Here is a 24,199-nt window from a genome sequence, read left to right as displayed (position 1 = left end):
TTCGGGCGCAGGGCACCCCCTGCGCCCGAATTCATTTGTCGAGCAACTCGCCCACCACCTGCGGGATCATCGCCACGTCCTCGGCAGTGCAATCGAACTGCCCGACCTGCACGCGGATCGCCAGTCGGCCGGCCGTCCGCGTCGGCGTGAGATAGATGCGCCCGTCATCGTTGATCCGGTTCAGCAGGGCCTCGGTCGCAGCGTCGCCTGCCGCCATCGCGAAGGTGAACAGCGACAGCGAGGGCTCCGTCACGATCTCGATCCCCGGGAGGGCCCCGATCGCGCGCGCGCTGTCTTCCGCCCAGGCAACATGGTTGCGGATGCGGGCGCGCAGGCCCTCCAGCCCTTCGGCGCGGATCAGGAACCACAGCTTCAGCGCCCGGAAGCGGCGGCCAAGCGGCACTGTCCACTCGTTGAAATTCACGATCTCTTCGTCGCCAGGCGTGGCGAGATAAGCCGGGCGCAGACCAAGAGTGCGGATCTGCGACCCGGGATCGCGCAGGAACTGTACTGCACAGTCGAATTGCGCGCCGAGCCATTTGTGCGGGTTGAAGACGATGCTGTCGGCGCCCCCCACGCCAGCCCAGAGATCCCGAAACTCCGGGCAGATCATCGCCGATCCCGCCCAGGCCGCGTCGACATGCACCGGCAGGCTGTGGAGACGGGCGACCTCGATGCAGTCGGCGATCCGGTCGAAGGCCCCGATCGAAGTCCCGCCGGCGCAAAGGACAACGCCAGCAGGTAGATACCCCGCCGCCCGGTCGGCGGTGATCGCCTCGGCCAGGGCGCCGGGCTGCATCGAATTCCGTGTATCAGTCGGAATCTTTACCAGGTTGTCCTGGCCGATCCCGGAAAGCCGCACCGCCTTGTCGACCGAAGAATGCGTCTCGGCCGAGGCATAGATCCTAAGGCGCGGCAGATTGCTCAGCCCCTCGGCCAGCCCACGCCAGTCAAGTGCACGCTCTCGCATCGTCAGCACTGCGGACAGAGTTGCGGTCGTGGCCGAGTCGTGAAGGGTGCCCGTGAACCCGTCCGGCAACCCGAGCGCCTGCCTCAGCCAATCCACCATCACCTGCTCGACCTCGGTCGCAGCGGGCGATGTCTGCCAGAGCATCCCCTGCGCGGCCATGGCATTGGCCAGTTGCTCGGCCAGCATCGAGGCTGGTGCGGCATTCGCCGGAAAATAGGCGAAGAAGCGCGGATGCTGCCAATGGGTCATCCCGTCCGGCACGATCCGCTCGAAATCGGCAAAGATCGTCTCCATCGGCTCGGCCGTTTCGGGGGGCGCTGCAGGCAAATGCCGGGCAACGGCGCCGGGGACCAGCGGGGCGCGGACAGGCCGGTCGCGCAACGTGGCATGATAGGCATGGGCCCAGTCCGCGGCCCGCTTGGACCAGTCACGCAGATCGTCGTGATTCATTCAGGGGCTCTCCTCGGTCGCGCATTCCTGCATGGCTGGCGCGCGGCCTGCAAGCCTAGGGCAGGGGAGGCAATGCCGCCTGCACCTTCCTTGGCAATCCCGCCCGCACGATCCGGTAGGAGATCAGCAGCCGCTGGTGCAACTCGTCGTCGTCGATGCGCCCCCAGGGCAACCGGATCCACGAGGCGTGCAGGTAGGGCGCGCGCTCGGCCCGCCCGAGATCGATCAGCATCCGCGCCGTTTCGACATCGGCGCATTTCACGCTGACTCCGTGATCCTCGTGCGCACCGACCACGGCGAACATCTTGCCGCCGACCTTCCAGCAATCGTGCCCGCCGCCCCACGGATCGGAATGCTCCGCACCCGGAAGCGCCGCAGAGACGATGTTTACGAAGTCGCGCGACATGAAGGGATCATAACTCGCGCGATGCGGGAAAGAAGCCGGTTCCCGCCGATTGCCTCACGAGGGACAAGAAAATGCAACCATATCGGTCGGTTCATGGGCTATGGACACGAAACGCACGTCGGGCTGGCGCGCGATCCATCTGACGGGAGCTTCCTTCATGGCGATATCGCGCCGAATCCTTCTTGTTGCCGGCGCGTCGGCACTGGTCCTGTCCGGCTGTGCCGGCCGCTTCAAGACCTGGTACAACGAGCCTCTCTCGCCCTCGGTGACGAAGGGCTGGCATGTGGTCGACGTTCAGGTGGACGTGCCGCAAAGCCTGACGGTCAGCGAAGCGAAATCGCTCGAGCCTCGGGCCGATATCGTCTGGCGCGAGGATCCGCCCGGCGACCGCCGCGCTCAGGTCGCCACGATCATGGAAAATGCGGTCAGGCTGGGTTCGAAGGGTCTGCGCGGGCCGCGTCCGGTGATCCTGCAACTGACCATGACGCGTTTTCACGCGCTGACCTTCGAGGCGGAAACCCGGCTGTCGAATGCGGGCGTGCACAACATCAACTTCGTGATCCAGGTGGTCGACGCCAGCACCAAGGAAGTTCTCGTGCCTCCGATCGATATCGACGCGGCGCTTCCGGCTCTGTCGGGCAACCAGATGCGCGCCGCGCGCGCCCGGGGCGAGACGCAGAAATCGCAGATCACCTACCATGTCGCGCAGACCATTGCCGGCTGGCTTGGCACCGGACCTGATGCGCGCCGCAGTTTCACGCGCATGGGGATCTGAGGCATCTTTTCCCTTTCAAGGCGGCCCGTCTGCGGATAGAAGGCGGGCCATGACGCATTCGGGCATCATCGGCATCTGCTGCATTACCGGCTGACTTTCGTCAGGCGGGCCCGTCCTTTCGTCGCTTCCCGAACGAAAACCGGCTCCCGCCAGACGGGTTGGCTTGGAGACGGCTTCGCGAGGGAACAACATGGTCACGATCCGGCTGCACAATTCGGCGACGCGGAAGAAGGAGGAGTTCATCCCCCTCGATCCGTCGATTGTCCGCATGTATGTCTGCGGGCCGACCGTCTATGACCGCGCACATATCGGCAACGCCCGCCCGGTGATCGTCTTCGACGTGCTCTACCGGCTTTTGTGCCATGTCTACGGGGCCGAGCATGTGACCTATGTGCGGAACTTCACCGACGTCGACGACAAGATCAACGCCGAGGCACTGCGGCGGCAGGCGGCAGGCGCGCCGGGGACGCTGGAGGACCTGATCCGCGAGCGGACCGAGGAAACGATCCGCTGGTATCATGAGGACATGGATGCGCTCGGCGCGCTGCGGCCCAATGTCGAGCCGCGCGCGACCGAGTTCATCGGCGCGATGATCGCGATGATCGAGGGGCTGATCGCTTCGGGCCACGCCTATGCCAAGGACGGCCATGTGCTGTTCCGCGTGCGGTCCTATCAGAACTACGGTGCGCTGTCGGGCCGATCGGTCGACGACATGATCGCCGGCGCCAGGGTCGAGGTCGCGCCCTTCAAGGAAGACCCGATGGATTTCGTGCTGTGGAAGCCGTCGGATGACTCGCTACCCGGCTGGGACAGCCCTTGGGGTCGCGGACGTCCTGGCTGGCACATCGAATGCTCGGCGATGAGTTATGAATTGCTCGGCGAGAGCTTCGACATCCACGGTGGCGGCATCGACCTGCAATTCCCCCACCACGAGAACGAGATCGCCCAAAGCGCCTGCGCCCATCCGCATGGGAAGTTTGCCCGGTATTGGCTGCACAACGAGATGCTTCAGGTCGAGGGGAAGAAGATGTCCAAGTCTTTGGGCAACTTCTTTACCGTGCGGGATCTGCTGGATCAGGGCTGGCCGGGCGAGGTGATCCGGTTTGTCTATCTCCAGACGCATTATTCCAAGCCGATGGATTGGACGGAGGAGAAGGCGAAGGCTGCGAAGGCGACGCTGTTCAAATGGTGGGGAGAGGTGCGGTCAATCGATGTCGCTGATGGCACGGTAAGTGCTGCCGTGACCGAGGCGCTGGCAGATGACATCAACACCGCGGGGGCCATTGCCGCGCTGCACGCGCTGGCCAAGCAGGGGCGTTGGGCTGACCTGAAGGCATCGGCGCAACTGCTTGGATTGTTGGACGAGCGGATGGGCGGATGGGCACTGCCCGCAATCACCGGCGTGGCTGCGGGAACACTCGAATTCTCAGGTGAAGCGACCGCTGCAGTCCGCGACACACCTGCGAGTATCCTCGGTTCTCGTTTGGCGGAATTCCGCGCCCGAAAGGATTGGTCTTCAGCGGACGCACTGAAGGCAGCAATCATCGACAGCGGCGCTCAGGTCCATATCAGCAAGACCGACGTTCAGATCATTCCCGGCCCCGACTTCGACCCTGCCAAGCTGGAGGCCCTGTTGTGACCTGCACCGCACGGCTTCCTCAGCCCGAGGCCATCGCCTCGGGCGCCGCGACCGCTCTTCGCGATCCCGCCCGGGCGCTTAGCGCACGGGCAGCGCCCGCCCTCCGGGCGGCGGGCGCTTTCGCACCCGCCAGGGCAGGCGCCGCCCATGCCCAAACCATCGCCAAATCGGAGAACCCCTTGGCCAGCGCTCGCGCGCCGGCCAATCGGACCGGCGGACAGTCCACCGGACTGTCCGCTCATCGGTCCTCGGGCGCTCTAATGCTGAAAGCCGACCAGCAATGACCCGCGAGCGTCTCTATCTTTTCGACACCACCCTCCGCGACGGACAGCAGACGCAGGGCGTGCAGTTCTCTGCCGCCGAAAAGACCCAGATCGCGCGGGCGCTCGATGCGCTTGGCGTGGACTATATCGAAGGCGGATGGCCGGGGGCGAACCCGACCGACAGCGAGTTCTTCCGCGAGGCGCCGCAGACCCGCGCCACCATGACCGCCTTCGGGATGACCAAGCGGGCAGGGCGCTCGGCCGAGAATGACGATGTGCTGGCCGCCGTGCTCGACGCCGATACGCCCGCCGTCTGCCTTGTCGGCAAGACGCACGAGTTCCATGTCAAGACAGCGCTTGGCGTGAGCCTCGAGGAGAATCTCGACTCGATCCGCCTCAGCATCCGCCATCTCGTCGCCAAGGGGCGCGAGGCGCTGTTCGATGCCGAGCATTTCTTCGACGGCTACCGCGCCAACCCCGCGTATGCGCTGGCCTGCCTGAAGGCCGCGCTTGAGGAAGGCGCACGCTGGATCGTGCTCTGCGACACCAATGGCGGGACACTGCCGTCGGAGGTCGGCCGCGTGACTGCCGAGGTGATTGCCGCCGGCATCCCCGGTGACCGGCTTGGCATCCACTGCCATGACGACACCGGCAATGCGGTCGCCAATTCGCTCGCCGCCATCGACGCGGGCGCGCGGCAGGTGCAAGGCACGCTTAACGGTTTGGGCGAGCGCTGCGGCAATGCCAACCTCACGACGCTGATCCCGACGCTGCTCCTGAAAGAGCCCTATGCCAGCCGGTTCGAGACCGGCGTGACGCCCAAGGCGCTGGCGGGCCTGACGCGGGTCAGCCGGATGCTCGATGACATCCTGAACCGGGTGCCGCTGCGAAGCGCGCCTTACGTCGGGGCCAGCGCCTTTGCCCACAAGGCTGGGCTCCATGCCAGCGCGATCCTCAAGGACCCGACCACCTACGAACACATCGATCCGGGCCGCGTGGGCAATGAGCGGCTGATCCCAATGTCGAACCAGGCAGGGCAGTCGAACCTTCGCGCCCGCCTTGTTGCGGCCGGGATCGAGGTCGGGACGAAGGACCCGCGCCTTGGACGCATCCTGGAAATCGTCAAGGAGCGCGAGGATCAGGGCTATGCCTATGACGGGGCGCAGGCCTCGTTCGAGCTGGTCGCGCGCAAGGAACTGGACCTCTTGCCGCAGTTCTTCGAGGTCAAGCGCTATCGCGTGACGGTCGAGCGGCGCAAGAACAAGTACAACAACATGGTCAGCCTCTCCGAGGCGGTCGTGGTGGTGAAGATCGGCGAGAAGAAGATGCTCTCGGTCAGCGAGAGCATGGACGAACACGGCACCGACCGCGGTCCGGTCAACGCACTCTACAAGGCGCTGGCCAAGGATCTTGGCCCCTATCAGGCGGTGATCGACGACATGAAGCTGGTCGATTTCAAGGTGCGGATCACGCAAGGGGGAACCGAGGCCGTGACCCGCGTCATCATCGACAGCGAGGACGGGCAGGGGCGGCGCTGGTCGACCGTTGGCGTCTCGGCCAACATCGTCGATGCGAGCTTCGAGGCGCTTCTGGACGCGATCACCTGGAAGCTGATCCGTGACCACGGCCAGCCCGTGGCCGTCGCGTGACGATCGCGGCCTGTGCGGCGCTGGTCGAGCGGGGCGATCCCGACCGCTTCGCTGCGGTGATGGCGGCGCCCGTCGCGGCGCGCTCGCAACTGTTCCCGCTTTACGCCTTCAACCTCGAGGTCGCGCGTGCGCCCTGGGTCACGCAGGAACCGATGATCGCCGAGATGCGCCTGCAATGGTGGCGCGACATTGCCGAGGCGGCCGTGAATGGTGGTCCGGTCCGGGCGCATGAGGTGGTCGGACCCTTGACCGAGGTGGTCCGCGAGACGGGCCTGCCCGGCGACGTGCTCGACCGGCTGGTCGAAGCACGGCGGTGGGACATCTACCGCGAACCTTTCGCCGACGAGGCGGCCTTCGACGCTTACATCGAGGATACCGGCGGCGGGCTGATGTGGCTGGCGGTCCGGGCGCTCGGCGGAACGGAGGAACAGGCGGCGCGGGATGCGGGATGGGCCTTGGGTCTTGCAAACTTCCTGCGCGCGGTGCCGGTGCTCGAGGCGCGCGGACGCTTTCCGCTGGTCGATGGACGACCCGCCGCAGTCGCGGCCTTGGCCCAGAGGGGGCTCGACCGGTTGGCGAAGGCCCGTCGCGCGCGGAGAGACCTGCCCGCCGCGGCGATGCTGGCGACCTGGCAAACGGGGCCGATCCTGGCCCAGGCGGCAGCCGAGCCGCTCCGCGTTGGCGAGGGGCGGCTTGGCCTTTCGGAAGCGCGGCGGCGCGGCCGCCTCATCTGGGCTGCGCTGACGGGGCGCTGGTAGACCGTCTCAGTCGATGTCGACCCAAAGCGCATGGTGGTCGGACGCCGCCTGGATTGGCTTTTCCAGTTCGGGATAGACCGTCCAGCGCCTTTCGCGGCTGCCGGGCCAGGCACCCATGCGGAAGATGCCGCCCCCGGTCACCCGCGCGAAGAGTCCCGGCGACAGAAGCAGGTGATCGAGTTTCTGGCTGTCATTGCCCAGGCCGAAGGTCCCCTTGCCTGAAAACTCGCCGGTCGAGAAGGCGGGGTGGGTGGAGATCTCCTTGAGGTCGGTCTCCTCCAGCAGCGGGGCGAGCGGTGCCGAGCCGGGCGTGTCGTTCAGGTCGCCCATCACGACGATATGTTCCTTTCCCTCGGAGCGCAGGCGCCGGTAGTAGGAGGCGACCAGCTTTGCCTGCGCCCTGCGTCGCGCATCGCTCTCGGCCGGCCGGCCGTAACCTTTGCTCTTGAAGTGATTGAGCAGGCACCAGATTTGTTCGCCACGGGGCGTATGAACCGCATATTCCGGGCAGTCGCGGCTGAACACCTCGTGATTGCGCCCACCCGCGCCGACATGACTGCGCATCAGACCGATGTCATAGCCTGCCCGTGTCATGAGCCCCACATCGATGCCGCGCGTGTCGTTGCCGTCGATCAGCATGATGTTGTCATAGGGCTGGCTCTGGACGCGGGGCAGCATCATTTCGCTGAATTCGCGCAGGGCGGTGCGGCTTTCAGCCTCGACGACGCAAAGGATGTCGGCGTTGACGTCGGCAATGACCCTCGCGGTGTTCTCGATGGCCACCTCGTTGATCGGCTCCCTGACGAGTTCGACCCAGCCGATCCAGTCGTCGCGGCCGCCCGCCACGATCTCGACCATCCCTTCCTTGTTTCGCCGAATGAGGCCGCCCCGGTTGCGGCGCAAAAGGACGTAGGGTCCCTCGTCCGCATGGAGCAGGCCAAGCCGGTCGAGAAGAAGGATGATGCGGGTCTTTTCTTCCGCGCCGTAGACCGGCTGTTCCAGCAGGTTCGTCAGTTCGGCATGAGCGTCAAGGATCGCCCTGCCATCGGTCCAGTTTTCGAGGTTCAAGACCCGTGCCCGCAGGAACAGGTTCTCGACGTTGAACGTCGCGATTCGCATTTGATTACTCATAGACTCGTTAACAACGCCCCGAAGGTATCGCAGCCTCCGGGGGAAGTCTGCCCCAATCAGATCTGGTCAGCGGGAAGTTACCGGGGTCTCATCACCAGCCAGATCAGGGCGCCGCCGGCGAGGATCAGGAAAGGCAGCATTGCCATGTTGACCATCTGCCATCCCGCCTCGGGCGACCCTCCCGAGCAATTCATCAGTCCGCCCGATGACAGGGAAGCAAGCGTCACCCCGCCGAAGACGATGAAATCGTTCATGCCCTGGGCTCGTCCGCGTTCCTCGGGGGCATGATGCGCGGCCAGAAGCGTGGTCGCACCGATGAAGCCGAAGTTCCAGCCGATGCCGAGCAGCATCATCGCCCCGAAGAAATGCGGCAGCGACACGCCCATCAGCGCCACGACCCCGGCCCCCGCAAGGATCACGAGGCCAAGGCCCATGATCCGCTCGGTTCCGAAGCGGGCAATGAGCGCGCCCGTGAAGAACGAGGGCACATACATCGCCAGAACATGGCTCGAGACGACATCGGCCGCATTCGACGTGGTGAAGCCGCAACCGACGATGGCCAGCGGCGAAGAGGTCATGACGAGGTTCATCAGCGCGTAGGAGACGGTCGCGCAGATCACTGCGACGCGAATGTAGGGATCGGCAAGAAGCTCGCCCCAGTTGCGCCCCTTCGGTGCGTCCTGCGGTCGTGCGACGGGACGCGGGCTGTGCAGCAAGGCAAAGAGAAAGACCCCGACGATGTTAAGCCCCATGACCGCCAGATAGGTCCCGAGGAATGGCACCAGCATTGCCTGCGAGGTCAGCTTGACCAGTTGCGGACCGATGATGGCCGACATCAGCCCCCCGGCCATGACCCAGGAGATCGCGCGCGGCCGGAACTCGGCGCTGGCCAGGTCGGTCGCCGCGAAGCGGTAGAACCCGTTCGCCGACATGTAGAGGCCGATCAGCAGCGAACCGGCAAGAAACAGAAGGAACGAGCCGTGCTGCAGCGCCAAGCTGCAAAGCCCACCGCCGGCAAACCCGCCGAAGGTGCCAAGAACAAAGCCGGCACGCCGCCCGAAGCGCTGCATCACCAGCGACAGGGGCGTTGCAGCCAGCATCGAACCCATAACCATCATCGTGATCGGCAGCGTCGCCCAGCAGGGATTTGGGCTGAGTGTTGTTCCCGCCAGACCGGCGATCGTGAAGACCATCGGAAGTTGCGTGCCAAGCAGCGCCTGGGCGGCGACCAGCACGACGACGTTGCGACGCGCAAGCGCATCCGAGGTTTGGGGCAGGGCGGAGTCGGTCATAGGCAAAGCCTTAGGCGTCGTCGCGAGGAGCGGCAAGGGCCTGCTCTCGGCCTTTGGGGGCAGGGCAGGGCGTGACAGTCCTCTTTCCGGCTGTCAGAGTCGGTTCCGCCATATGAGGGGATCATGGTCGGGCGGATCATCGAAACGGCGGATTGCGTGGCCGAGGGCGCCGAGTGGCTCGCGCGGCGCGAACCCCGTTTTGCGACGGCTCTGACCATGACCGGCCCCCTGCCGCTGCGTCGCCGGGCCGACGGGTTTTCCGCACTTCTCGACGCGATCGTCAGCCAGCAGGTCTCGACCGCTTCCGCCGCCGCAATCTGGGGCAGGCTTCAGGCGGCGGGGCTGACCGAGGAAGCGGCCTGGCACAAGATCACAGACGACGACCTGCGTGCGGTCGGACTTTCGCGTCAGAAGATGCGCTATGGCCGGGCCCTGGCTCTGGCGGGTCTCAACTATGACGAACTGCGTCTCGCTCCGAATGGCGAGGTGGTCGAGCGATTGGTTGCGCTGCCCGGGATCGGACGCTGGACGGCCGAGATCTATGCAATGTTCTCTCTTGGCCGCGCCGATGTCTTCGCGCCCGGCGACCTTGCGCTGCAGGAATCGGCACGGCTCTTGTTCGACCTGCCCGATCGTCCGTCGGAAAAGGCGCTTCGCTCGATGGCCGAAGCCTGGTCGCCGTGGCGCGCGGTTGCGGCCCGCCTCCTGTGGTCCTACTACAGGGTCGCGAAACGGCGGGAAGGCGTGCGGACGGGCTAGCCGGCGGGTCAGCAAGCACGTTTGGGCCAGACTCTCCAGAAAGGTAGGAAGGCGGATGACGCGTGAACTCCAATTTGGCCGGCGGGCGGCCGCCTCGGGCCGGGCCGGAAGCCTTGTGGTCTTCCTGCACGGCTATGGCGCCGACGGCGAAGACCTGCTCGGCCTTGCCGATCCTCTGTCCCCGCATCTGCGCGATACGGTTTTCATCGCCCCGAATGCGCCGGAACGCTGCTCTGGCAATCCCTTCGGCTTTCAGTGGTTTCCCATCCCCTGGCTCGACGGATCGAGCGAAGCAGAGGCCGCAGCCGGGCTTCAGGCAGCATCCGAAGACCTGAACGCGTTCCTGGACGCGCGTCTTGCCGACGAGGGGCTGACGCCGGACCGACTGGCGCTGGTCGGTTTTTCGCAAGGCACGATGATGAGCCTGCATGTCGCGTTGCGGCGCCCTGAGCCAATAGCCGGGATCGTCGCGTTCTCCGGCCGTCTGCTGGCCCCCGAACGGCTGGAGGCGGAAATCACATCACGCCCGCCCGTTCTGCTGATCCATGGCGATGCCGATCCCGTCGTGCCGTTCGATGACATGGCCAAGGCCGGAAATGCGCTCGTCGCGGCGGGCGTGGAAACCTATGGTCATGTCATGCAGGGAACAGGGCATGGCATCGCGCCAGACGGGCTGTCGGTGGCGCTGAGTTTCCTCAAGGAAAGGCTTGGCTAGGCAAGTCCTGCCGCTTTCGTCATCGTATCGTCACCGCGCCGGGTTATCCACAGGCCATGCGAACCGCTGGTGGGCCACCACAAGAGATCGGGGGGCTTGCCAGCGCGAAACCGCCATATATAGTTTTGGGTAACGGGGCGGGCTCCCCGCCCTGGTGCCGGAGACGGCAGGCAGGACGAAAGCGGAGTCTGAACTTACGATGGACGGCGATTTCCGAACGAGTTTCGTACGTGATCCAGCGGCGCTGAGGCATTATCCGGCGCTGGTGTTGAATGCAGACTATCGTCCGCTGTCCTACTACCCTCTTTCGCTCTGGCCTTGGCAGGAGGCGATCAAGGCGGCCTTCCTCGACCGGGTCACGATCGTTGCCGAATATGATCATGTCGTCCGAAGCCAGAGGGCCGAATTCCGAATACCCTCCGTCGTCGTCCTGAAAGATTTCGTCCGTCCCCAGAAGCGCGTGGCATTCACGCGCTTCAATCTTTTTCTGAGGGACCAGTTCTGTTGCCAGTATTGCGGCGCGAAGGGAGATCTGACCTTCGACCATGTGCTTCCCCGGTCTCGCGGCGGCATCACCAGCTGGGAAAACGTGGTTGCGGCCTGTTCCCCCTGCAATCTGCGAAAGGGATCCAAGACGCTGAAGCAGGCGGGCATGCGCCTGCACCGCATCCCACGCCAGCCGTCGGCGGAAGAGATGCAGAATGCCGGCCGCAAGTTCCCGCCGAACCATCTGCATGACAGCTGGCTCGATTACCTCTATTGGGATGCAGAGCTGGACGCCTGACGCAGAGTGCGTGCCGGGGCGGGGTATCGACTGGAATGTTCGAAAGACTGGACGACCAACTTGCCACGCTGCTGGTGGCGATGCTGTTCGGCGCCATCATCGGGATGGAGCGGCAGGCGCGGGGCCGTATGGCGGGCGTGCGCACAAACGCGCTGGTCGCCATTGGTGCGGCCAGCTTTGTCCTCTTTTCGACAATGGTTCAGGGCGATAGCTCGCCCACCCGCGTCGCCGCACAGATCGTTTCCGGCGTCGGATTCCTTGGCGCCGGCCTGATCTTCCGTGACGGTTTCTCTGTCCACGGGCTGAACACGGCGGCGACGCTCTGGTGTTCGGCGGCGGTGGGGATGCTCTGCGGAATTGAAGCCTATCCGATCGCGGTCATGCTCACCGGCGTGGTGATGTTCGTGAATATGGGGCTTCGGCCGGTCATGTACTGGCTCGACCGGCGATTGCTGGCCCGGGATGCGGCGCAACAACCGGTGAGCCTCCGCCTGCTCTGTGACGAGGAATCGGAAGCGGACTTGCGGGCCGCCCTGGTTCGCGAGGCGCGAGATCAGCAGCTGTCCCTCGCATCGATATCCAGCACGCGGGGCAAGGACGGGATTACGGAAATCAAGGCCGGTCTATCGGTCTCCGCGACTGACACCTCAGCGACCGAGCGTGTGCTTCTTGCCCTGGCCGCCGCCCCTGGCCTGCACAAGGCAGAATGGTCGACCGAGAATGCGGACTGATGGCCAACGGCTCTCATTCAGCTTGTCGCCCTCGGTCAGGGTGCTAGACTTTCGCGCGCCATGTAGCTAGAAAACGATAGCGTTAGCGCTAACAGCTGCACTGCGGCATAGGTCGGAGAAAGCCATGGTTTCGCGTGTCATCCCGGTCGAGACATTCGACCTTGTGATCTTCGGAGCAACCGGAGACCTGGCCACCCGCAAGATATTTCCAGGACTTTACCGGCGTTTCTGGGCGGGGCAGATCCCGCCTGAAAGCCGCATCATCGGTGCAGCCCGATCGGACATGACGCCTGAAGGCTTCCGCGAACAGGTGCGCAAGGCCATCGACGAATTCGTCTCGACCGACAAGAAGGACGCCGCGACGATCGACGCCTTCCTGGGTCGGATCGGCTATGTGCCGATCGACGCCAAGGGCACCGGCGGATGGGACAAGCTTAAGGCCGAGATGCGGCCGGGCGTCGTGTCGGCCTTCTACTTCTCGGTCGCGCCCGCCCTTTTCGGGGATCTTGCCGAACGTCTGCATTCCTTCGAGATTGCGACGCCGGAAAGCCGGATCGTGGTCGAGAAACCCTTCGGTCGCGATCTTGCCTCGGCGCGGGCCCTCAATGCCACGCTGGCCGCGCATTTCCGCGAAGAGCAGATCTACCGGATCGACCATTACCTTGGGAAAGAAACCGTCCAGAACCTGATGGCGGTGCGCTTTGCCAATATCCTGTTCGAGCCGCTGTGGAATTCGCAATATGTCGATCACGTGCAGATCACCGTGGCCGAAACGGTCGGCGTCGGCGGGCGGGGCAGCTACTACGACAAGTCGGGCGCCATGCGGGACATGGTGCAGAACCACATGATGCAGCTGCTCTGCCTGATCGCGATGGAGCCGCCCTATCACTTCGATCCGAACGCCGTGCGGGACGAGAAGCTGAAGGTGATCCGCGCCCTTGATCCGGTGCGGCCAGAGGACATCGTGCGCGGGCAGTATGCCCGCCAGAACGGTCAGCCCGGCTACATCGAGGACAGCGAGAACCCGCAAAGCCGGACGGAAAGCTACATTGCGCTGAAGGTCCATATCTCGAACTGGCGCTGGAAGGGCACGCCATTCTACCTGCGGACCGGCAAAAAGCTCCGCGCGCGTGCGTCGGAGATCGCGATTACCTTCAGAGAACCGCCGCATTCGATCTTCGACGATGCGGCCGGCTGGCGCGAGAATGTACTGACCATCCGGCTTCAGCCCAACGAGGGCATGAACCTGATGGTCATGATCAAGGAACCCGGTCCGGGCGGTATGCGCCTTACCCAGGTGCCGCTCGACATGTCCTTTGCCGAGGCGCTTGGCGAAGAGGGGGCCGATATCCCCGACGCCTATGAACGCCTGATCATGGATGTGATCCGCGGGAACCAGACGCTCTTTATGCGCGGCGACGAGGTCGAGGCCGCCTGGGCCTGGACCGACCCGATTATCGGCGGCTGGGAAAGCTCCGAGGATCGGCCGAAGCCCTACGATCCCGGATCGTCCGGCCCGGACGACTCGCTTATGCTGATGCACCGCGACGGACGACGCTGGCGGGAAATCCGCGAATGAACCTGATCGAGTACCCTGATCGCGAGCTGATGATGCTGTCGCTCGCCAACACCATTGCCGGCGAGCTTGGTCAGGCGCTGCGGCTTGAAGGCAAGGCCAGCCTCAGCGTGCCCGGCGGCACGACGCCGGGACCGATCTTCGACACGCTGTCGGGCGTCGATCTCGACTGGTCGAATGTGGCGGTGTTCCTGAACGACGAACGGTGGGTGCCGGAAGACAGCCCGCGCTCCAACACGCGGCTTCTGCGCGACCGGCTTCTGGTGAACCGCGCCGCCAATGCCCGGCTGGTGCCGCTCCATGCCGAGGCCGCTCGGCCCGAGGATGTGCTGGACGGTCTGGCGGCCGGCATCGCACCGCATCTGCCCATCTCGGTGCTGCTTCTGGGCATGGGCGCCGACATGCACACCGCCTCGCTTTTCCCCGGCGCGGACCGTCTGGAAGAGGCGCTGTCGGACAGCGCGCCGATCCTCCTGCCCATGAGGGCGCAGACGGCGGGCGAGCCGCGCATCACCCTGACGGCACCGGTCCTGAAGGGGGCCATGTCGATCCATATCCTGATAACCGGGCCGGAAAAGCGCGAAGCACTGGATCGGGCGCAGCGCCTGACGCCGATCGAGGCTCCGGTCAGGGCGGTTCTGGCCAATGCGACCGTCCACTGGGCGGAATGAACAGGGAAAGACGGGAGTAACGCATGAGCATCGAGAAAAGCTGGCAGGCCTTGGCCGCGCATCACGACCGGGTGCAGGAGCGCCCCATCCTCGATCTGTTTCGCGACACGTCGCGTGCTGCTGACTTCACTGCCCGGCTGGGCGATATGCTCTTCGACTATTCCAAGACGAACATCGACGCGGAAGGGATTGATCTGCTTGTCAAACTCGCCGAATCCGCCGACGTGGTCGGCAAGCGCGAGGCGATGTTCACCGGGGTAAAGATCAACGAGACCGAAGGCCGCGCCGTGCTGCACACCGCGCTGCGCAACCTCGACACCGATGTCTTTGTTGATGGCGTGAACGTCATGCCGCCCGTGCGGGAGACCTACCGCCGGATGCAGGATTTCGCCACCGCCGTCCGCACCGGCCACTTTGCCGGGCAGGGCGGACCGATCACCGATGTGGTCAACATCGGCATCGGCGGCTCCGATCTCGGACCGGCAATGGCGGTTCTGGCGCTCGAGCCCTATGCCGATGGTCCGCGCTGCCATTTCATCTCCAACGTTGACGGCGCCCATGCCCATGACGTGCTGAAGGACCTTGATCCGACCACGACGTTGGTGATCGTCGCCTCCAAGACCTTCACGACCATCGAGACGATGACCAACGCCGAGACGGCAAAGCACTGGATGTCGGCCAGCGTAGCCAACCCGGCGGCGCAGTTCGCCGCCGTCTCGACCGCCGCAGACAAGACAGCCGCTTTCGGCATCGCACCCGACCGGGTCTTCGGCTTCGAGGACTGGGTCGGCGGGCGCTATTCGATGTGGGGGCCAATCGGCCTGAGCCTGATGATCGCGATCGGGCCCGAGGATTTCGCGCGCTTTCTGGCCGGTGGCGCGGCCATGGACCGGCATTTCCGCGAGGCGCCCTTCCGCCAGAACCTGCCGGTGCTCCTTGCGCTGGTCGGGATCTGGCACAATCAGATCTGCGGTCATGCCACCCGTGCGGTTCTGCCCTATGACCAGCGCCTGTCGCGTCTGCCCGCCTACCTGCAGCAGCTCGAGATGGAATCTAACGGCAAGCGCGTGGCCATGGATGGCTCCATGCTGACGCGCAATTCCGGTCCGGTTGTCTGGGGCGAACCGGGCACCAATGGACAGCACGCCTTCTACCAGCTCATCCATCAGGGCACTCGCGTCATTCCCTGCGAGTTCCTGCTGGCCAAGACCGGCCACGAACCCGCGCTCGCCCATCAGCATCGCCTGCTGGTTGCCAACTGCCTTGCACAATCAGAGGCGCTTCTGCGCGGCCGGAGCCTCGACGAGGCACGGGCGATCATGGCGAAGAAGGGTCTGACCGGCGCTGAGCTCGACCGTCAGGCGCGCCATAGGGTTTTCCCCGGCAATCGCCCCTCGACCACGCTCGCCTATCCGACCCTCGATCCCTACACGCTCGGACAGATCATCGCGCTTTACGAGCACCGGGTCTTCGTCGAGGGGGTGATCCTCGGGATCAACAGCTTCGACCAGTGGGGTGTGGAACTCGGCAAGGAGTTGGCCCTGGCGCTGGCACCTATCCTTGAGGGCAAGGAAAGCGCGGCATCCAAGGACGGCTCTACTCAGCAGCTGGTGGCTTACCTGACGGCCTGAGAACGACCCGCAAACCCCTTCTTCTGTTTGGAAATATCCTCGGGGGTGTGGGGGCAGACAGCCCCCACTTCCAAGGGTCAAGCCTGAGCGGCGGTCACGATGATCTCGACCTTGTAGTCGGGCGTCGCAAGCTTCGCCTCGCCGGTCGCGCGGGCCGGGGTGTGGCCCTGAGGCACCCAGGCGTCCCATTCGGCGTTCATCTGGTCGAAGGTCGAGATGTCGGCCAGCCAGATCTGCGCCTTGAGGATCTTCGTCTTGTCCGAACCCGCCAGCGCCAGCAGGCGGTCGATCTCGGCAAGGATCGTACGGGTCTGGGCGCCGACGCTTTCGCCGGGCTCACCGACAATGCCGGCCAGATAGATCGTGCCATTGTGGATGACCGCGTTCGACATGCGCGCGCCGGTCTCAAGACGGGTGATGGTCATGGGATGCTCCTTCGAAGCCGTTGACGCGCCTTGGCTATCGGTTCGGCGCAGCGAAGGGAAGGGTGCGGCCACCATCCGGAATGCGAAAGGCCCGGACGATCTGCCCGGGCCTCTCAAAAGCAGTCTCGCGTCGATCAGACGATCACGCCAGAGCGAGGTTCATCGCCGATTCACGACCGTCACGGCCGGATTCGATGTCGAACGTCACGGCCTGACCATCGTCAAGACGCTGGATGCCCGCACGCTCAAGCGCGCTGACATGGACGAAAACGTCCTTGCCGCCGCGCTCGGGAGCGATGAAACCGAAACCTTTGGTTGCGTTGAACCATTTCACGGTGCCATTGGCCATTGTGATATTCCTTATCTTAGTACCGCCCACACAGCGCAGCGGTCTGGCATAGCTGAAGATCGAAAGCCGTGCCGAAAAGGAAGCGGTCCGAAAATAAGATGTGCCACGCGGTCATATCCGCAACCCACGAGGATTGATAGCACTATCGGCGGATTTGCCGTCGATCTCACGTTACCCCTTGGTTTCGCGGGAAAGAATTCCGGGCGACCGCGCCGTTCAGCCCTCGGTCTTGCCCGTTCCTCCACTCCTGACCGCGCCAATGGCATCGGCATCGTCCTCGTCTGCAGGCTCGGACTCACCTACGGCACGGCTGGAGTAGGCGTAGCGCGAACGCCGGGGAATGCCCTTGCGGCTGAGGAAATCGGCAAGGTCGAGCGGTTTTTTCGGCGAAGAGAAACCTATGGTCTGGTCCTTCCATTGGGATGTTCTGGCGGCGGACCGAGACCGCCCGCCAAGCGAAATGACGAAACAGATGTCAGACGCCCTGCGGTGGCATCCGTCTCAGGCTTGGTGAAGCGGGTCGTCTTGTCGGAGAAAGTTCCGCCGGGAAACAAAGATTGCCGACGGTCACGATTCTCTATGCGCTGCAGCGGCCGAATTGACCAGCAGAATATCCAGGATCGCGCGACTGCGCGGTCTGGGCGCCGTTCATTGCAGGATGGCGATTGGAGCGGATGAAGGAAATTGAATCCTCTTCGTCAGCGGGGCAGGCAGCGGCCCGGATGACTGGGTGATCTGGCAGGACGGCCGCGAGGTCGCCTGGTTCACGGCCATAGGGATTCGCCGCCGCCGCGAATCATGATTTTCGTACGGGCCGTTGGATTGTGTCCACAACATGGCAACGCAATCCATCTGTCGAGCTATTGGACACGTCCCAGAATGCAATCGGCTGTCGTAGGTTGCTGATAACGCGTGATTTTTGACAGGCTGAAATATGGCAGGTATATGGCGGGGGTGTTCCAATTGCGGCGGGTTCTAGGCGGGGGCGGCCCGAACCGTGGCAAAAAGGTGTTATGGTATGTCTTCGCCCTTTCGTGGTTTTGTCCTTGGTGTCGTACTGGCTGTTGCGACCGTTCAAGGATCTTCGGCAGCTACAATCACGTTCAAGAACGATGGTCGAAACCTCGTTGACGCTTCGAGAAGCACCGATCTGCAGTCGGGCGCCTCTTGGCTGGCCGGTCCGGATATCGTCTCCGGCAGTGTAAGCGGCCAATACCGCTCCACGTTCGAAAATGGCGCAGATACCTTTGCAAGTGATGCTGATCGTCGAGCAACCTATTTTCGCGTGCACGATGGTCAGACGGCGACCTTGAAGGTGGGTCGCTCCTCGGCGCTCAGCCTGCTTTGGGGCTCGGTCGATACCTACAACAGGATCACGCTCCGAGACACTGTCACGGGCGCAGCGCTGAACATCACCATCGCAAGCCTGAAAGGTGTGGCGGAAGGACTTGGTGCCGCTTTGTTGTCCGTGAAGGGTTTCACGTTCAACCGCGTCGATTTCTGGTCATCGGGCAACTCGATCGAGTTCTCGAACATCACGACCACACCAGTTCCGGCGCCGGTCCCGCTGCCTGCTGGCGGCGTGCTGATGCTGAGTGCCATCGGTAGCGTGGCGCTTCTGCGTCGCCGGCGCGCGCGTCATGCGTGATGAGTAGCTGCAGCAGTCAGATGGAGCGGGTGAAGGGAATCGAACCCTCGTCATCAGCTTGGGAAGCTGCGGCTCTACCATTGAGCTACACCCGCCCGCTCTCTGCCAGGCAGATGCGCAGGATGTAGCCAATCGGGCGGAGGCAGGCAAGGGGTCTGTCGACGCCTTGCCTGCCCGACAAGGTTCAGCCACCCGTGCCGCTGGAATGGGTGTGCTGCGAGTGGTCGGCTTCGCCGTTGGCGGGATCGACCATGAACTCGACAGGGACCTCGCCGGCCTTTTCGAAGATAAGCGTAACCGGCACCATGTCGCCTTCCTTCAGCGGCTGGCTCAGACCCATGAACATGATGTGATAGCCGCCCCGCTCAAGCACGGCGGTGTCGCCCGGCGGGATGTCGATGCCCTTGACCTCCGACATAGAGGTCACGCCGGCCGCATCGGTCTTCGATTCATGGATAGACGTTTCTTTGGCGAAATCGGCCCGGGCGCCGATCAGCCGATCAGGCTCGGGGCCTTCGTTGCTGATGGCCAAATATCCGCCTGCGGCCATGGCGGTTGCGGCGGGCTGGGGAATGCTCGGGTGAATGATCTCGAGTGTGCCGACCTTGAATTCATGGGCTGCGGCAGACGTGGCAACGAACAGGGCTGCGGTCAGCCCGAAAAGACGCGTAAGTGTCATGGAGTAACTCCGAAAGACAGGATTCCGTGGGAAGATGAATGCGGCTCAGACCAGTCCCGGGGGACCGCGCGGCGCGGCCGCGTTCCAACCTGGCGCCAGAACCGGAAATCCCGGCAGAACAGCAGGTGCTGCCAAAGCGACCCTGACAGGACCGTGACTGATCGCAGACCGTTCGGGCAACAGCACCGGGCTACCGGCCAGACAGCAGGTCTGGCAGTCATGGCCGTGTCGCGAACCGGAGCTGCCGATCGCTCCGGTCTCATCGCAGAGATCGGCCATCGATCCGCCCTGCAGCACGAACTGCTGGAGCGCTGCCTCTTCGGCCAGAAGAAGTGGTCGGCTGCTCCAGCCTGTCGCCACCAAGGCCAAAGCCAGAAGCAGCCTCAGGGCAAAAGTCGCAAGGGTGGTTCGGCGGGCAGGCATGGGCCATGCCTAGCAGCGTTGCCGCGGTGATTGAAGCCCTCAGGCAGGAACAGAAACCATCGTCAGGCTGCCACTGCGCTGCGGGACCGGAATTGGGGCTTGAGTTTCCGCCCAGTCCCACGCTCTTGTCGGAGGGCGAAGTTAGTGGCTGACCAGCGGAAGAGATCATGCTGAACTGGGCAGGTGTGTTTCGACTGGGCCTTGTGAACTACGCCATCGGGTCGATCACCGTCCTGATGGTTTCGACCCTCAATCGGGTGATGGTCGTCGAGCTCGGTCTTCCCGCGCTCGTTCCGGGGTTGCTTGTCGGGCTCTACTATATCCTGCAGCTCACCCGTCCCGGCTGGGGTCATCGATCTGACCTGGGCGGGCGTAGGACGCCGCTGATCCTGACCGGTGTCGCCCTGCTGTCCGTGGGAGGGGTGCTCGCAGCCCTGGCAGTCGGGCTCCATGGCGAAATGCCGGTGGCGAGCCTGCTGCTGTCGGTCGTCGCCTATGCGATGATCGGGGCAGGGGCAGGGGCCGCCGGAACGTCGCTTCTGGCACTCGTCGCCGCAGCTACACCGTTCGAACGCCGCGCCGGCGCGGCGACGGTCGTCTGGCTGATGCTGCTGCTCGGCGGTACGAGCTCCGCCGTGATCGTCGGGACGCTGATCGATCCCTTTTCGCCCGCGCGCTTGGTCCAGATCGTGCTTCTGGTCGCGACGATGGCAATGGCGCTCGCGGTGGTGGCTGTTGCAGGTATCGAGCGTCGCCTGCCACTGACGCCGCCCGAAACCCATCAGCCATTGCGCGAGGGACTGACCGAAATATGGGCCGAGCCTCCCGCGCGCCGCCTTGCGCTGTTCGTGGCCCTGTCGATCACGACCTACTTCCTGCAGGACCTGATCCTTGAGCCCTATGCAGGGCTCGTCTTTGGCTTTACCCCGGGTGAAACCACGAGGATGCAAGGTGTTCAGAGCGGCGGAGTTTTGGTGGGAATGGCGACTACGGGGGTAGTTGCAACCGGATTGCGGATGGGCAAGCTCCACCATTGGGTCGTTGCAGGGTGCGTCGGCTCGGCCGCGGCGCTGGTGGCGATCGGCCTGGCCGGACCGCTTCAGGCTGGTCGGCTGCTGCCTTTCGTTGCCATGCTGGGTATCTGCAATGGCGTCTTCGCGATGGCGATGGTTGCTGCCATGATGCGGTTGGCAAGCGCGGGGCGAGAGGGGCGAGAAGGCACAAGGCTGGGCATCTGGGGGGCGGCACAGGCGGTTGCGTCGGGATTTGGGGGACTTCTCGGGGCAGTTGCGGTCGATCTCCTGCGTCTTGTCTTGCCGGTTCAGCTTGCCTTCACGCCGGTTTTCATGGTGGAAGCCTTATTGTTCCTGTTCTCGGCGCTGCTCGCCGGGAGCGCCATTGCAGAGGCCGACAAGCCTCGGCTGCAGATGACCGCAGCGAAGGGAGAGACAACGTGACGGGGTCCCGGAACCAGTCAGACCGTCTGACGGCGGACAACTTCATCCCGGCCTGGGTTGCCGGTGAGCTGGTCCCTGTCGACAAGATCGAGGTGCATCGCCGTGGTCTGCGCCATCCGGCCATCTCGGTCTTCGTGACACGCGGGCGGCAGATCCTGCTGCAGCGTCGCGCTGACTCCAAGTATCACACGCCTGGGCTGTGGACGAACACCTGCTGCACCCATCCGCATTGGGATGAGACCGCCGTCGATTGCGCCACCCGCCGCCTGCGCGAGGAACTCGGCATCGAGGGGCTGGTTCCGGTGCTGTCCGAAACGGTCGAATACCGCGCCGATGTCGGTGGCGGGCTGACCGAACACGAGGTGGTCGATATCCTTCTGGCAGAAGCCGGACCCGATCTGCAGGTGGTCCCGGTTCCCGACGAGGTGCAGGACACGCGCTGGATCGATCTTGAGGGGTTGGCCCGGGAAATCGCCGACGCGCCCGAGCGGTTTACGCCATGGCTGCGCATCTATCTGGCCGAACATCGCGACCGGATCTTTCCAGCGGCCGGGTGAGAGTCCTATCGGGCGGGGCTGCAGGCCTTGCGGATGTGGTCGCGAAAACAGTCCGTCTGCCACAGGTCTGGAAAGTCTGTTTGGCCAGGTCGACAGAACGGCTCTCCAGCCGGACGCCCGCCGGATGCGCCGACAAGATAGGCCGCGGCCGAGTCGAATGTCAGACGGGCGGGGCGCGTTCCAGGCCTTAGAACGGAATCTCGTCGTCCAGATCGCTGCGGCTCGGCGCGCCACCACCGCCGCTGCGCCCGCCGCCAAAGCCCGAACCGCCGCCGCGCTCTTCCGGGTAGCCCCGGTCGTCGCCAAAGCCGCTGCGATCGTCGAAGCCGCCACCGCTGCCGCCGCCTTCACGGCCGTCAAGCAGGGTCAGGTTGCCGCTGAACGGCCGCAGCACGACTTCAGTCGTGTAACGGTCCTGACCCGACTGGTCCTGCCATTTGCGGGTTTCCAGCGCCCCTTCGATATAAACCTTCGATCCCTTGCGCAGGTACTGCTCGGCGATCTTCGCCAGCGGTTCCGAGAAGATCGCAACCGAGTGCCATTCCGTGCGTTCCTTGCGTTCGCCGCTGGCCTTGTCGCGCCAGGTTTCCGAGGTGGCGATGCGCAGGTTGCAGACCTTGCCCCCGTTGGCAAAGGTCCTGACTTCCGGGTCGCGCCCGAGATTGCCGACCAGAATGACCTTGTTGACCGAACCCGCCATGATTGCCTCCGACCTGTTGATGTGCCCGGACTGTGCCCCGGCTTGGTTAACGGTCGGTATATCTCCGCCACCCCCGGCACGCAACCGCCGCACCCCCTGCACCTTCGGTTGCAGAATGCCAGAATAGGCCTTCAGGGCGATATCGCTGCACTGCCGCATGGCTCATGTCGGCCGCAGTCCGGGGGCATTCCGCCGCCCGGCGCAACACGTCTGAAGGAAAACGACATGACCAAGACCTCCCGTTTCGGTGCCGCCCTTGCCCTGGCCCTTGCCCTGACCGCACCGATGGCCCACGCGGAAAGCGAAGGCAGCCTTGATGCCGCGACCCAGGAAAAAGTGACCGCCGCGATGACGGCCCAGGGTTATGAAGTCCGCAAGGTCACCACCGAAGACGGCATGATCGAAGTCTACGCCGTGAAAGACGGCAAGACGTACGAGCTTTATCTCGATGACCAGATGAACATCGTGAAGACCGCCGACTGACGGTTTTTGCGAAGGGCGCGCGTGCCCTTGTCCCCGACACGCGCGCCCTGCTTTTCCCCTCGAACGGAGTCTACTCGAATGCCTCGCAAGGTCAGGGTCTGGGACCCATTCGTGCGCATCTTCCATTGGTCCGTCGTCGGCGGCTTCTTGGCCAACGCGATCTTCACCAACCCGGAGAAGAGCCTGCACCATACGATCGGGCTGACGGTGCTGGGGCTGGTCGCGCTGCGGTTGGTCTGGGGCCTCATCGGCCCGCGACACGCCCGCTTCAGCGATTTCCCGCCCAATCCTGCTGCCGCGATGGACCAGATGCGGGAAATGGCCACCGGACGGCGCCGGATCCATCTGGGCCACTCGCCGCTTGGCGCGCTGATGATCTACAACCTGCTGCTGACGCTGATCGCAATCGGCGTGACAGGCTACATGCAGACCACTGTCGCCTGGTTCGGAGTCGAGTGGGTCGAGGAACTGCACGGAGCCTTTGTGACCTGGGCCGAAATCTCGGTCGCACTGCATGTATTGGCGGTATTCACGGAATCGCGACGTCTTGGCGTGAATCTTCCCCGTTCGATGCTGACGGGCTACAAGTCCTTGCCGGAAGCCTCATCCGGCGAGTGACAGGATATCCGACGTGCGTTTCAAGTCCCTGCAGCCGCGGTCGCCGAGCGGTGGAGCGAGCCAGAACCCGATCCTCCGCAACCGCGAAAGTCTGACGTTGCTCGGGCTTATCCTGTTCCAGACCTTCTGCACGGTGTTCTTCCTGACCGACGTGCTGGGCGACATGGAAGAGGTTGGATGGGCAACGCTTCAGGATGCACATATCCTGCCGGAACTCATGGCGACGATCGGACTTATCGCGGGGATCGTCATGCTGTCGCGCAACTTGGTGAAACTTCTGCGCCGCCAGTCGCAGATTGAGGAAAGCCTCAGCATCGCCAGGGGTGCGCTTGGCGAGGTGATGGAAGGCTATTACCGGACCTGGGGCCTGACCGCATCGGAGCAGGACATCGCCACCTTCACGATCAAGGGCTATTCCATTGCCGAGATTGCGCAGCTGCGCGGCTCGGCCGAAGCCACGGTCAAGACCCATCTGAACGCCATCTACCGCAAGTCAGGCACATCGGGTCGAGGGCAACTGACCAGTCTGCTGATCGAGGACCTTCTTGGCAGCCCGCTCCTGTCGCTCGCGCCGGGCGCACAGTCGCACGCACGTCCAAACGGGCGATCTTCTGCCGAGGCTGCGGAGTAGTCTTCGCCATGGCTCTGGCGGAGCGGCTT

Annotated in this window: 26 protein-coding genes and 1 tRNA gene; 17 read left to right on the top strand and 10 right to left on the bottom strand. The window is 64.2% G+C overall.

All coding sequences use genetic code 11. The features are described 5' to 3' along the window. Window positions 1-31: 31 nt before the first annotated feature. Both L0V05_RS14625 and L0V05_RS14620 read right to left on the bottom strand, forming a co-directional pair. A complete protein-coding gene (locus tag L0V05_RS14625) occupies window positions 32-1,420 on the bottom strand; it encodes a pyridoxal phosphate-dependent decarboxylase family protein (protein WP_234871689.1) in 1,389 nt (462 codons plus the stop codon). A gap of 55 nt (window positions 1,421-1,475) precedes the next feature. Continuing rightward, window positions 1,476-1,826 (bottom strand): MmcQ/YjbR family DNA-binding protein, encoded by a 351-nt coding sequence (locus L0V05_RS14620; protein ID WP_234871687.1) that lies wholly within the window; start codon window positions 1,824-1,826, stop codon window positions 1,476-1,478. Window positions 1,827-1,926: 100 nt separating this feature from the next. On the opposite strand from L0V05_RS14620, the gene L0V05_RS14615 reads away from it, so the two are divergent. From L0V05_RS14615 to L0V05_RS14600, 4 genes are all read left to right on the top strand, one after another. Beyond that, entirely contained in the window at window positions 1,927-2,601 is a 675-nt protein-coding gene (locus tag L0V05_RS14615) for a DUF6778 family protein (protein ID WP_234871685.1), read from the top strand. Window positions 2,602-2,791: 190 nt separating this feature from the next. Next, window positions 2,792-4,240: a cysteine--tRNA ligase gene (gene cysS, locus L0V05_RS14610; protein WP_234872211.1), complete on the top strand. Its 1,449-nt coding sequence runs from the start codon at window positions 2,792-2,794 to the stop codon at window positions 4,238-4,240. A gap of 280 nt (window positions 4,241-4,520) precedes the next feature. Further along, window positions 4,521-6,152, top strand: coding sequence for a citramalate synthase (cimA, locus tag L0V05_RS14605; protein WP_234871683.1), 1,632 nt, complete (start codon window positions 4,521-4,523; stop codon window positions 6,150-6,152). Next, the gene (locus L0V05_RS14600; RefSeq protein WP_234871681.1) at window positions 6,149-6,910 is read left to right on the top strand and encodes a phytoene/squalene synthase family protein; all 762 of its coding nucleotides are present in this window, start codon (window positions 6,149-6,151) and stop codon (window positions 6,908-6,910) included. Before cimA ends, L0V05_RS14600 begins: the two co-directional genes overlap by 4 nt. A 6-nt stretch (window positions 6,911-6,916) precedes the next feature. Here the strand turns inward: L0V05_RS14600 and L0V05_RS14595 are convergent, their stop codons facing one another. Together L0V05_RS14595 and L0V05_RS14590 are read right to left on the bottom strand one after the other, a co-directional pair. Next, a complete protein-coding gene (locus tag L0V05_RS14595; RefSeq protein WP_234871679.1) occupies window positions 6,917-8,029 on the bottom strand; it encodes an endonuclease/exonuclease/phosphatase family protein in 1,113 nt (370 codons plus the stop codon). A gap of 89 nt (window positions 8,030-8,118) precedes the next feature. Next, on the bottom strand, window positions 8,119-9,333 hold the full coding sequence (locus L0V05_RS14590) for an MFS transporter (RefSeq protein WP_234871677.1): 1,215 nt from the start codon (window positions 9,331-9,333) through the stop codon (window positions 8,119-8,121). Window positions 9,334-9,453: 120 nt separating this feature from the next. Here L0V05_RS14590 and L0V05_RS14585 point away from each other — a divergent pair, with 120 nt between their 5' ends. From L0V05_RS14585 to pgi, 7 genes are all read left to right on the top strand, one after another. After that, window positions 9,454-10,092: a DNA-3-methyladenine glycosylase family protein gene (locus L0V05_RS14585; protein ID WP_234872209.1), complete on the top strand. Its 639-nt coding sequence runs from the start codon at window positions 9,454-9,456 to the stop codon at window positions 10,090-10,092. Between the two features lie 55 nt (window positions 10,093-10,147). Next, window positions 10,148-10,807: an alpha/beta hydrolase gene (locus L0V05_RS14580; RefSeq protein WP_234871675.1), complete on the top strand. Its 660-nt coding sequence runs from the start codon at window positions 10,148-10,150 to the stop codon at window positions 10,805-10,807. Between the two features lie 199 nt (window positions 10,808-11,006). Next, complete coding sequence (locus L0V05_RS14575) at window positions 11,007-11,591, top strand: HNH endonuclease (protein WP_234871673.1); 585 nt, start codon at window positions 11,007-11,009, stop codon at window positions 11,589-11,591. 35 nt (window positions 11,592-11,626) lie between these two features. Then, the gene (locus L0V05_RS14570; protein ID WP_234871671.1) at window positions 11,627-12,322 is read left to right on the top strand and encodes an MgtC/SapB family protein; all 696 of its coding nucleotides are present in this window, start codon (window positions 11,627-11,629) and stop codon (window positions 12,320-12,322) included. A 124-nt stretch (window positions 12,323-12,446) separates the two neighbouring features. Further along, window positions 12,447-13,901, top strand: a complete 1,455-nt coding sequence (gene zwf / locus L0V05_RS14565) for a glucose-6-phosphate dehydrogenase (protein WP_234871669.1) — start codon at window positions 12,447-12,449, stop codon at window positions 13,899-13,901. Then, the gene (gene pgl, locus L0V05_RS14560; protein ID WP_234871667.1) at window positions 13,898-14,569 is read left to right on the top strand and encodes a 6-phosphogluconolactonase; all 672 of its coding nucleotides are present in this window, start codon (window positions 13,898-13,900) and stop codon (window positions 14,567-14,569) included. The genes zwf and pgl overlap by 4 nt, the downstream gene beginning before the upstream one ends. A gap of 29 nt (window positions 14,570-14,598) precedes the next feature. Continuing rightward, a complete protein-coding gene (gene pgi / locus L0V05_RS14555) occupies window positions 14,599-16,200 on the top strand; it encodes a glucose-6-phosphate isomerase (RefSeq protein WP_234872207.1) in 1,602 nt (533 codons plus the stop codon). Between the two features lie 77 nt (window positions 16,201-16,277). Here pgi and L0V05_RS14550 read toward each other — a convergent pair whose 3' ends face one another. Further along, a complete protein-coding gene (locus L0V05_RS14550; RefSeq protein ID WP_234871665.1) occupies window positions 16,278-16,625 on the bottom strand; it encodes a RidA family protein in 348 nt (115 codons plus the stop codon). A 142-nt stretch (window positions 16,626-16,767) separates the two neighbouring features. Next, window positions 16,768-16,974, bottom strand: coding sequence for a cold-shock protein (locus tag L0V05_RS14545; RefSeq protein ID WP_234871663.1), 207 nt, complete (start codon window positions 16,972-16,974; stop codon window positions 16,768-16,770). A 1,285-nt stretch (window positions 16,975-18,259) separates the two neighbouring features. Here L0V05_RS14545 and L0V05_RS14540 point away from each other — a divergent pair. Further along, entirely contained in the window at window positions 18,260-18,622 is a 363-nt protein-coding gene (locus L0V05_RS14540) for a hypothetical protein (protein ID WP_234871661.1), read from the top strand. 21 nt (window positions 18,623-18,643) lie between these two features. On the opposite strand, the gene L0V05_RS14535 is transcribed toward L0V05_RS14540, so the two are convergent. The 3 genes from L0V05_RS14535 to L0V05_RS14525 all read right to left on the bottom strand — a co-directional run bounded on the left by L0V05_RS14535 (window position 18,644) and on the right by L0V05_RS14525 (window position 19,724). Next, window positions 18,644-18,717, bottom strand: a tRNA-Gly gene (locus L0V05_RS14535). An 89-nt stretch (window positions 18,718-18,806) separates the two neighbouring features. Next, window positions 18,807-19,301, bottom strand: coding sequence for a copper chaperone PCu(A)C (locus L0V05_RS14530; protein WP_234871659.1), 495 nt, complete (start codon window positions 19,299-19,301; stop codon window positions 18,807-18,809). A gap of 45 nt (window positions 19,302-19,346) precedes the next feature. Beyond that, on the bottom strand, window positions 19,347-19,724 hold the full coding sequence (locus L0V05_RS14525; protein WP_234871657.1) for a hypothetical protein: 378 nt from the start codon (window positions 19,722-19,724) through the stop codon (window positions 19,347-19,349). A gap of 164 nt (window positions 19,725-19,888) precedes the next feature. Here L0V05_RS14525 and L0V05_RS14520 point away from each other — a divergent pair, with 164 nt between their 5' ends. Beyond that, window positions 19,889-21,181, top strand: coding sequence for a BCD family MFS transporter (locus L0V05_RS14520; RefSeq protein ID WP_234872206.1), 1,293 nt, complete (start codon window positions 19,889-19,891; stop codon window positions 21,179-21,181). Further along, window positions 21,178-21,738, top strand: coding sequence for an isopentenyl-diphosphate delta-isomerase (gene idi / locus L0V05_RS14515; RefSeq protein ID WP_234871655.1), 561 nt, complete (start codon window positions 21,178-21,180; stop codon window positions 21,736-21,738). Before L0V05_RS14520 ends, idi begins: the two co-directional genes overlap by 4 nt. Window positions 21,739-21,925: 187 nt before the next feature. Here the strand turns inward: idi and ssb are convergent, their stop codons facing one another. Beyond that, window positions 21,926-22,438: a single-stranded DNA-binding protein gene (ssb, locus tag L0V05_RS14510; protein WP_255683775.1), complete on the bottom strand. Its 513-nt coding sequence runs from the start codon at window positions 22,436-22,438 to the stop codon at window positions 21,926-21,928. Window positions 22,439-22,663: 225 nt separating this feature from the next. Between ssb and L0V05_RS14505 the strand changes: the two genes are divergently transcribed. From L0V05_RS14505 to L0V05_RS14495, 3 genes are all read left to right on the top strand, one after another. After that, window positions 22,664-22,921, top strand: a complete 258-nt coding sequence (locus L0V05_RS14505) for a PepSY domain-containing protein (protein ID WP_234871654.1) — start codon at window positions 22,664-22,666, stop codon at window positions 22,919-22,921. A 78-nt stretch (window positions 22,922-22,999) separates the two neighbouring features. Next, complete coding sequence (locus L0V05_RS14500; protein ID WP_234871652.1) at window positions 23,000-23,539, top strand: cytochrome b/b6 domain-containing protein; 540 nt, start codon at window positions 23,000-23,002, stop codon at window positions 23,537-23,539. Window positions 23,540-23,552: 13 nt separating this feature from the next. Beyond that, window positions 23,553-24,170: a helix-turn-helix transcriptional regulator gene (locus tag L0V05_RS14495; protein ID WP_234871650.1), complete on the top strand. Its 618-nt coding sequence runs from the start codon at window positions 23,553-23,555 to the stop codon at window positions 24,168-24,170. Window positions 24,171-24,199 lie beyond the last annotated feature (29 nt).

The sequence above is a fragment of the Alitabrizicola rongguiensis genome (assembly GCF_021491355.1).
GTDB lineage: Bacteria > Pseudomonadota > Alphaproteobacteria > Rhodobacterales > Rhodobacteraceae > Aliitabrizicola > Aliitabrizicola rongguiensis.
The sequence above is the reverse complement of the archived record's forward strand: the minus strand, read 5'-3'. Positions and strand labels throughout refer to the sequence as shown.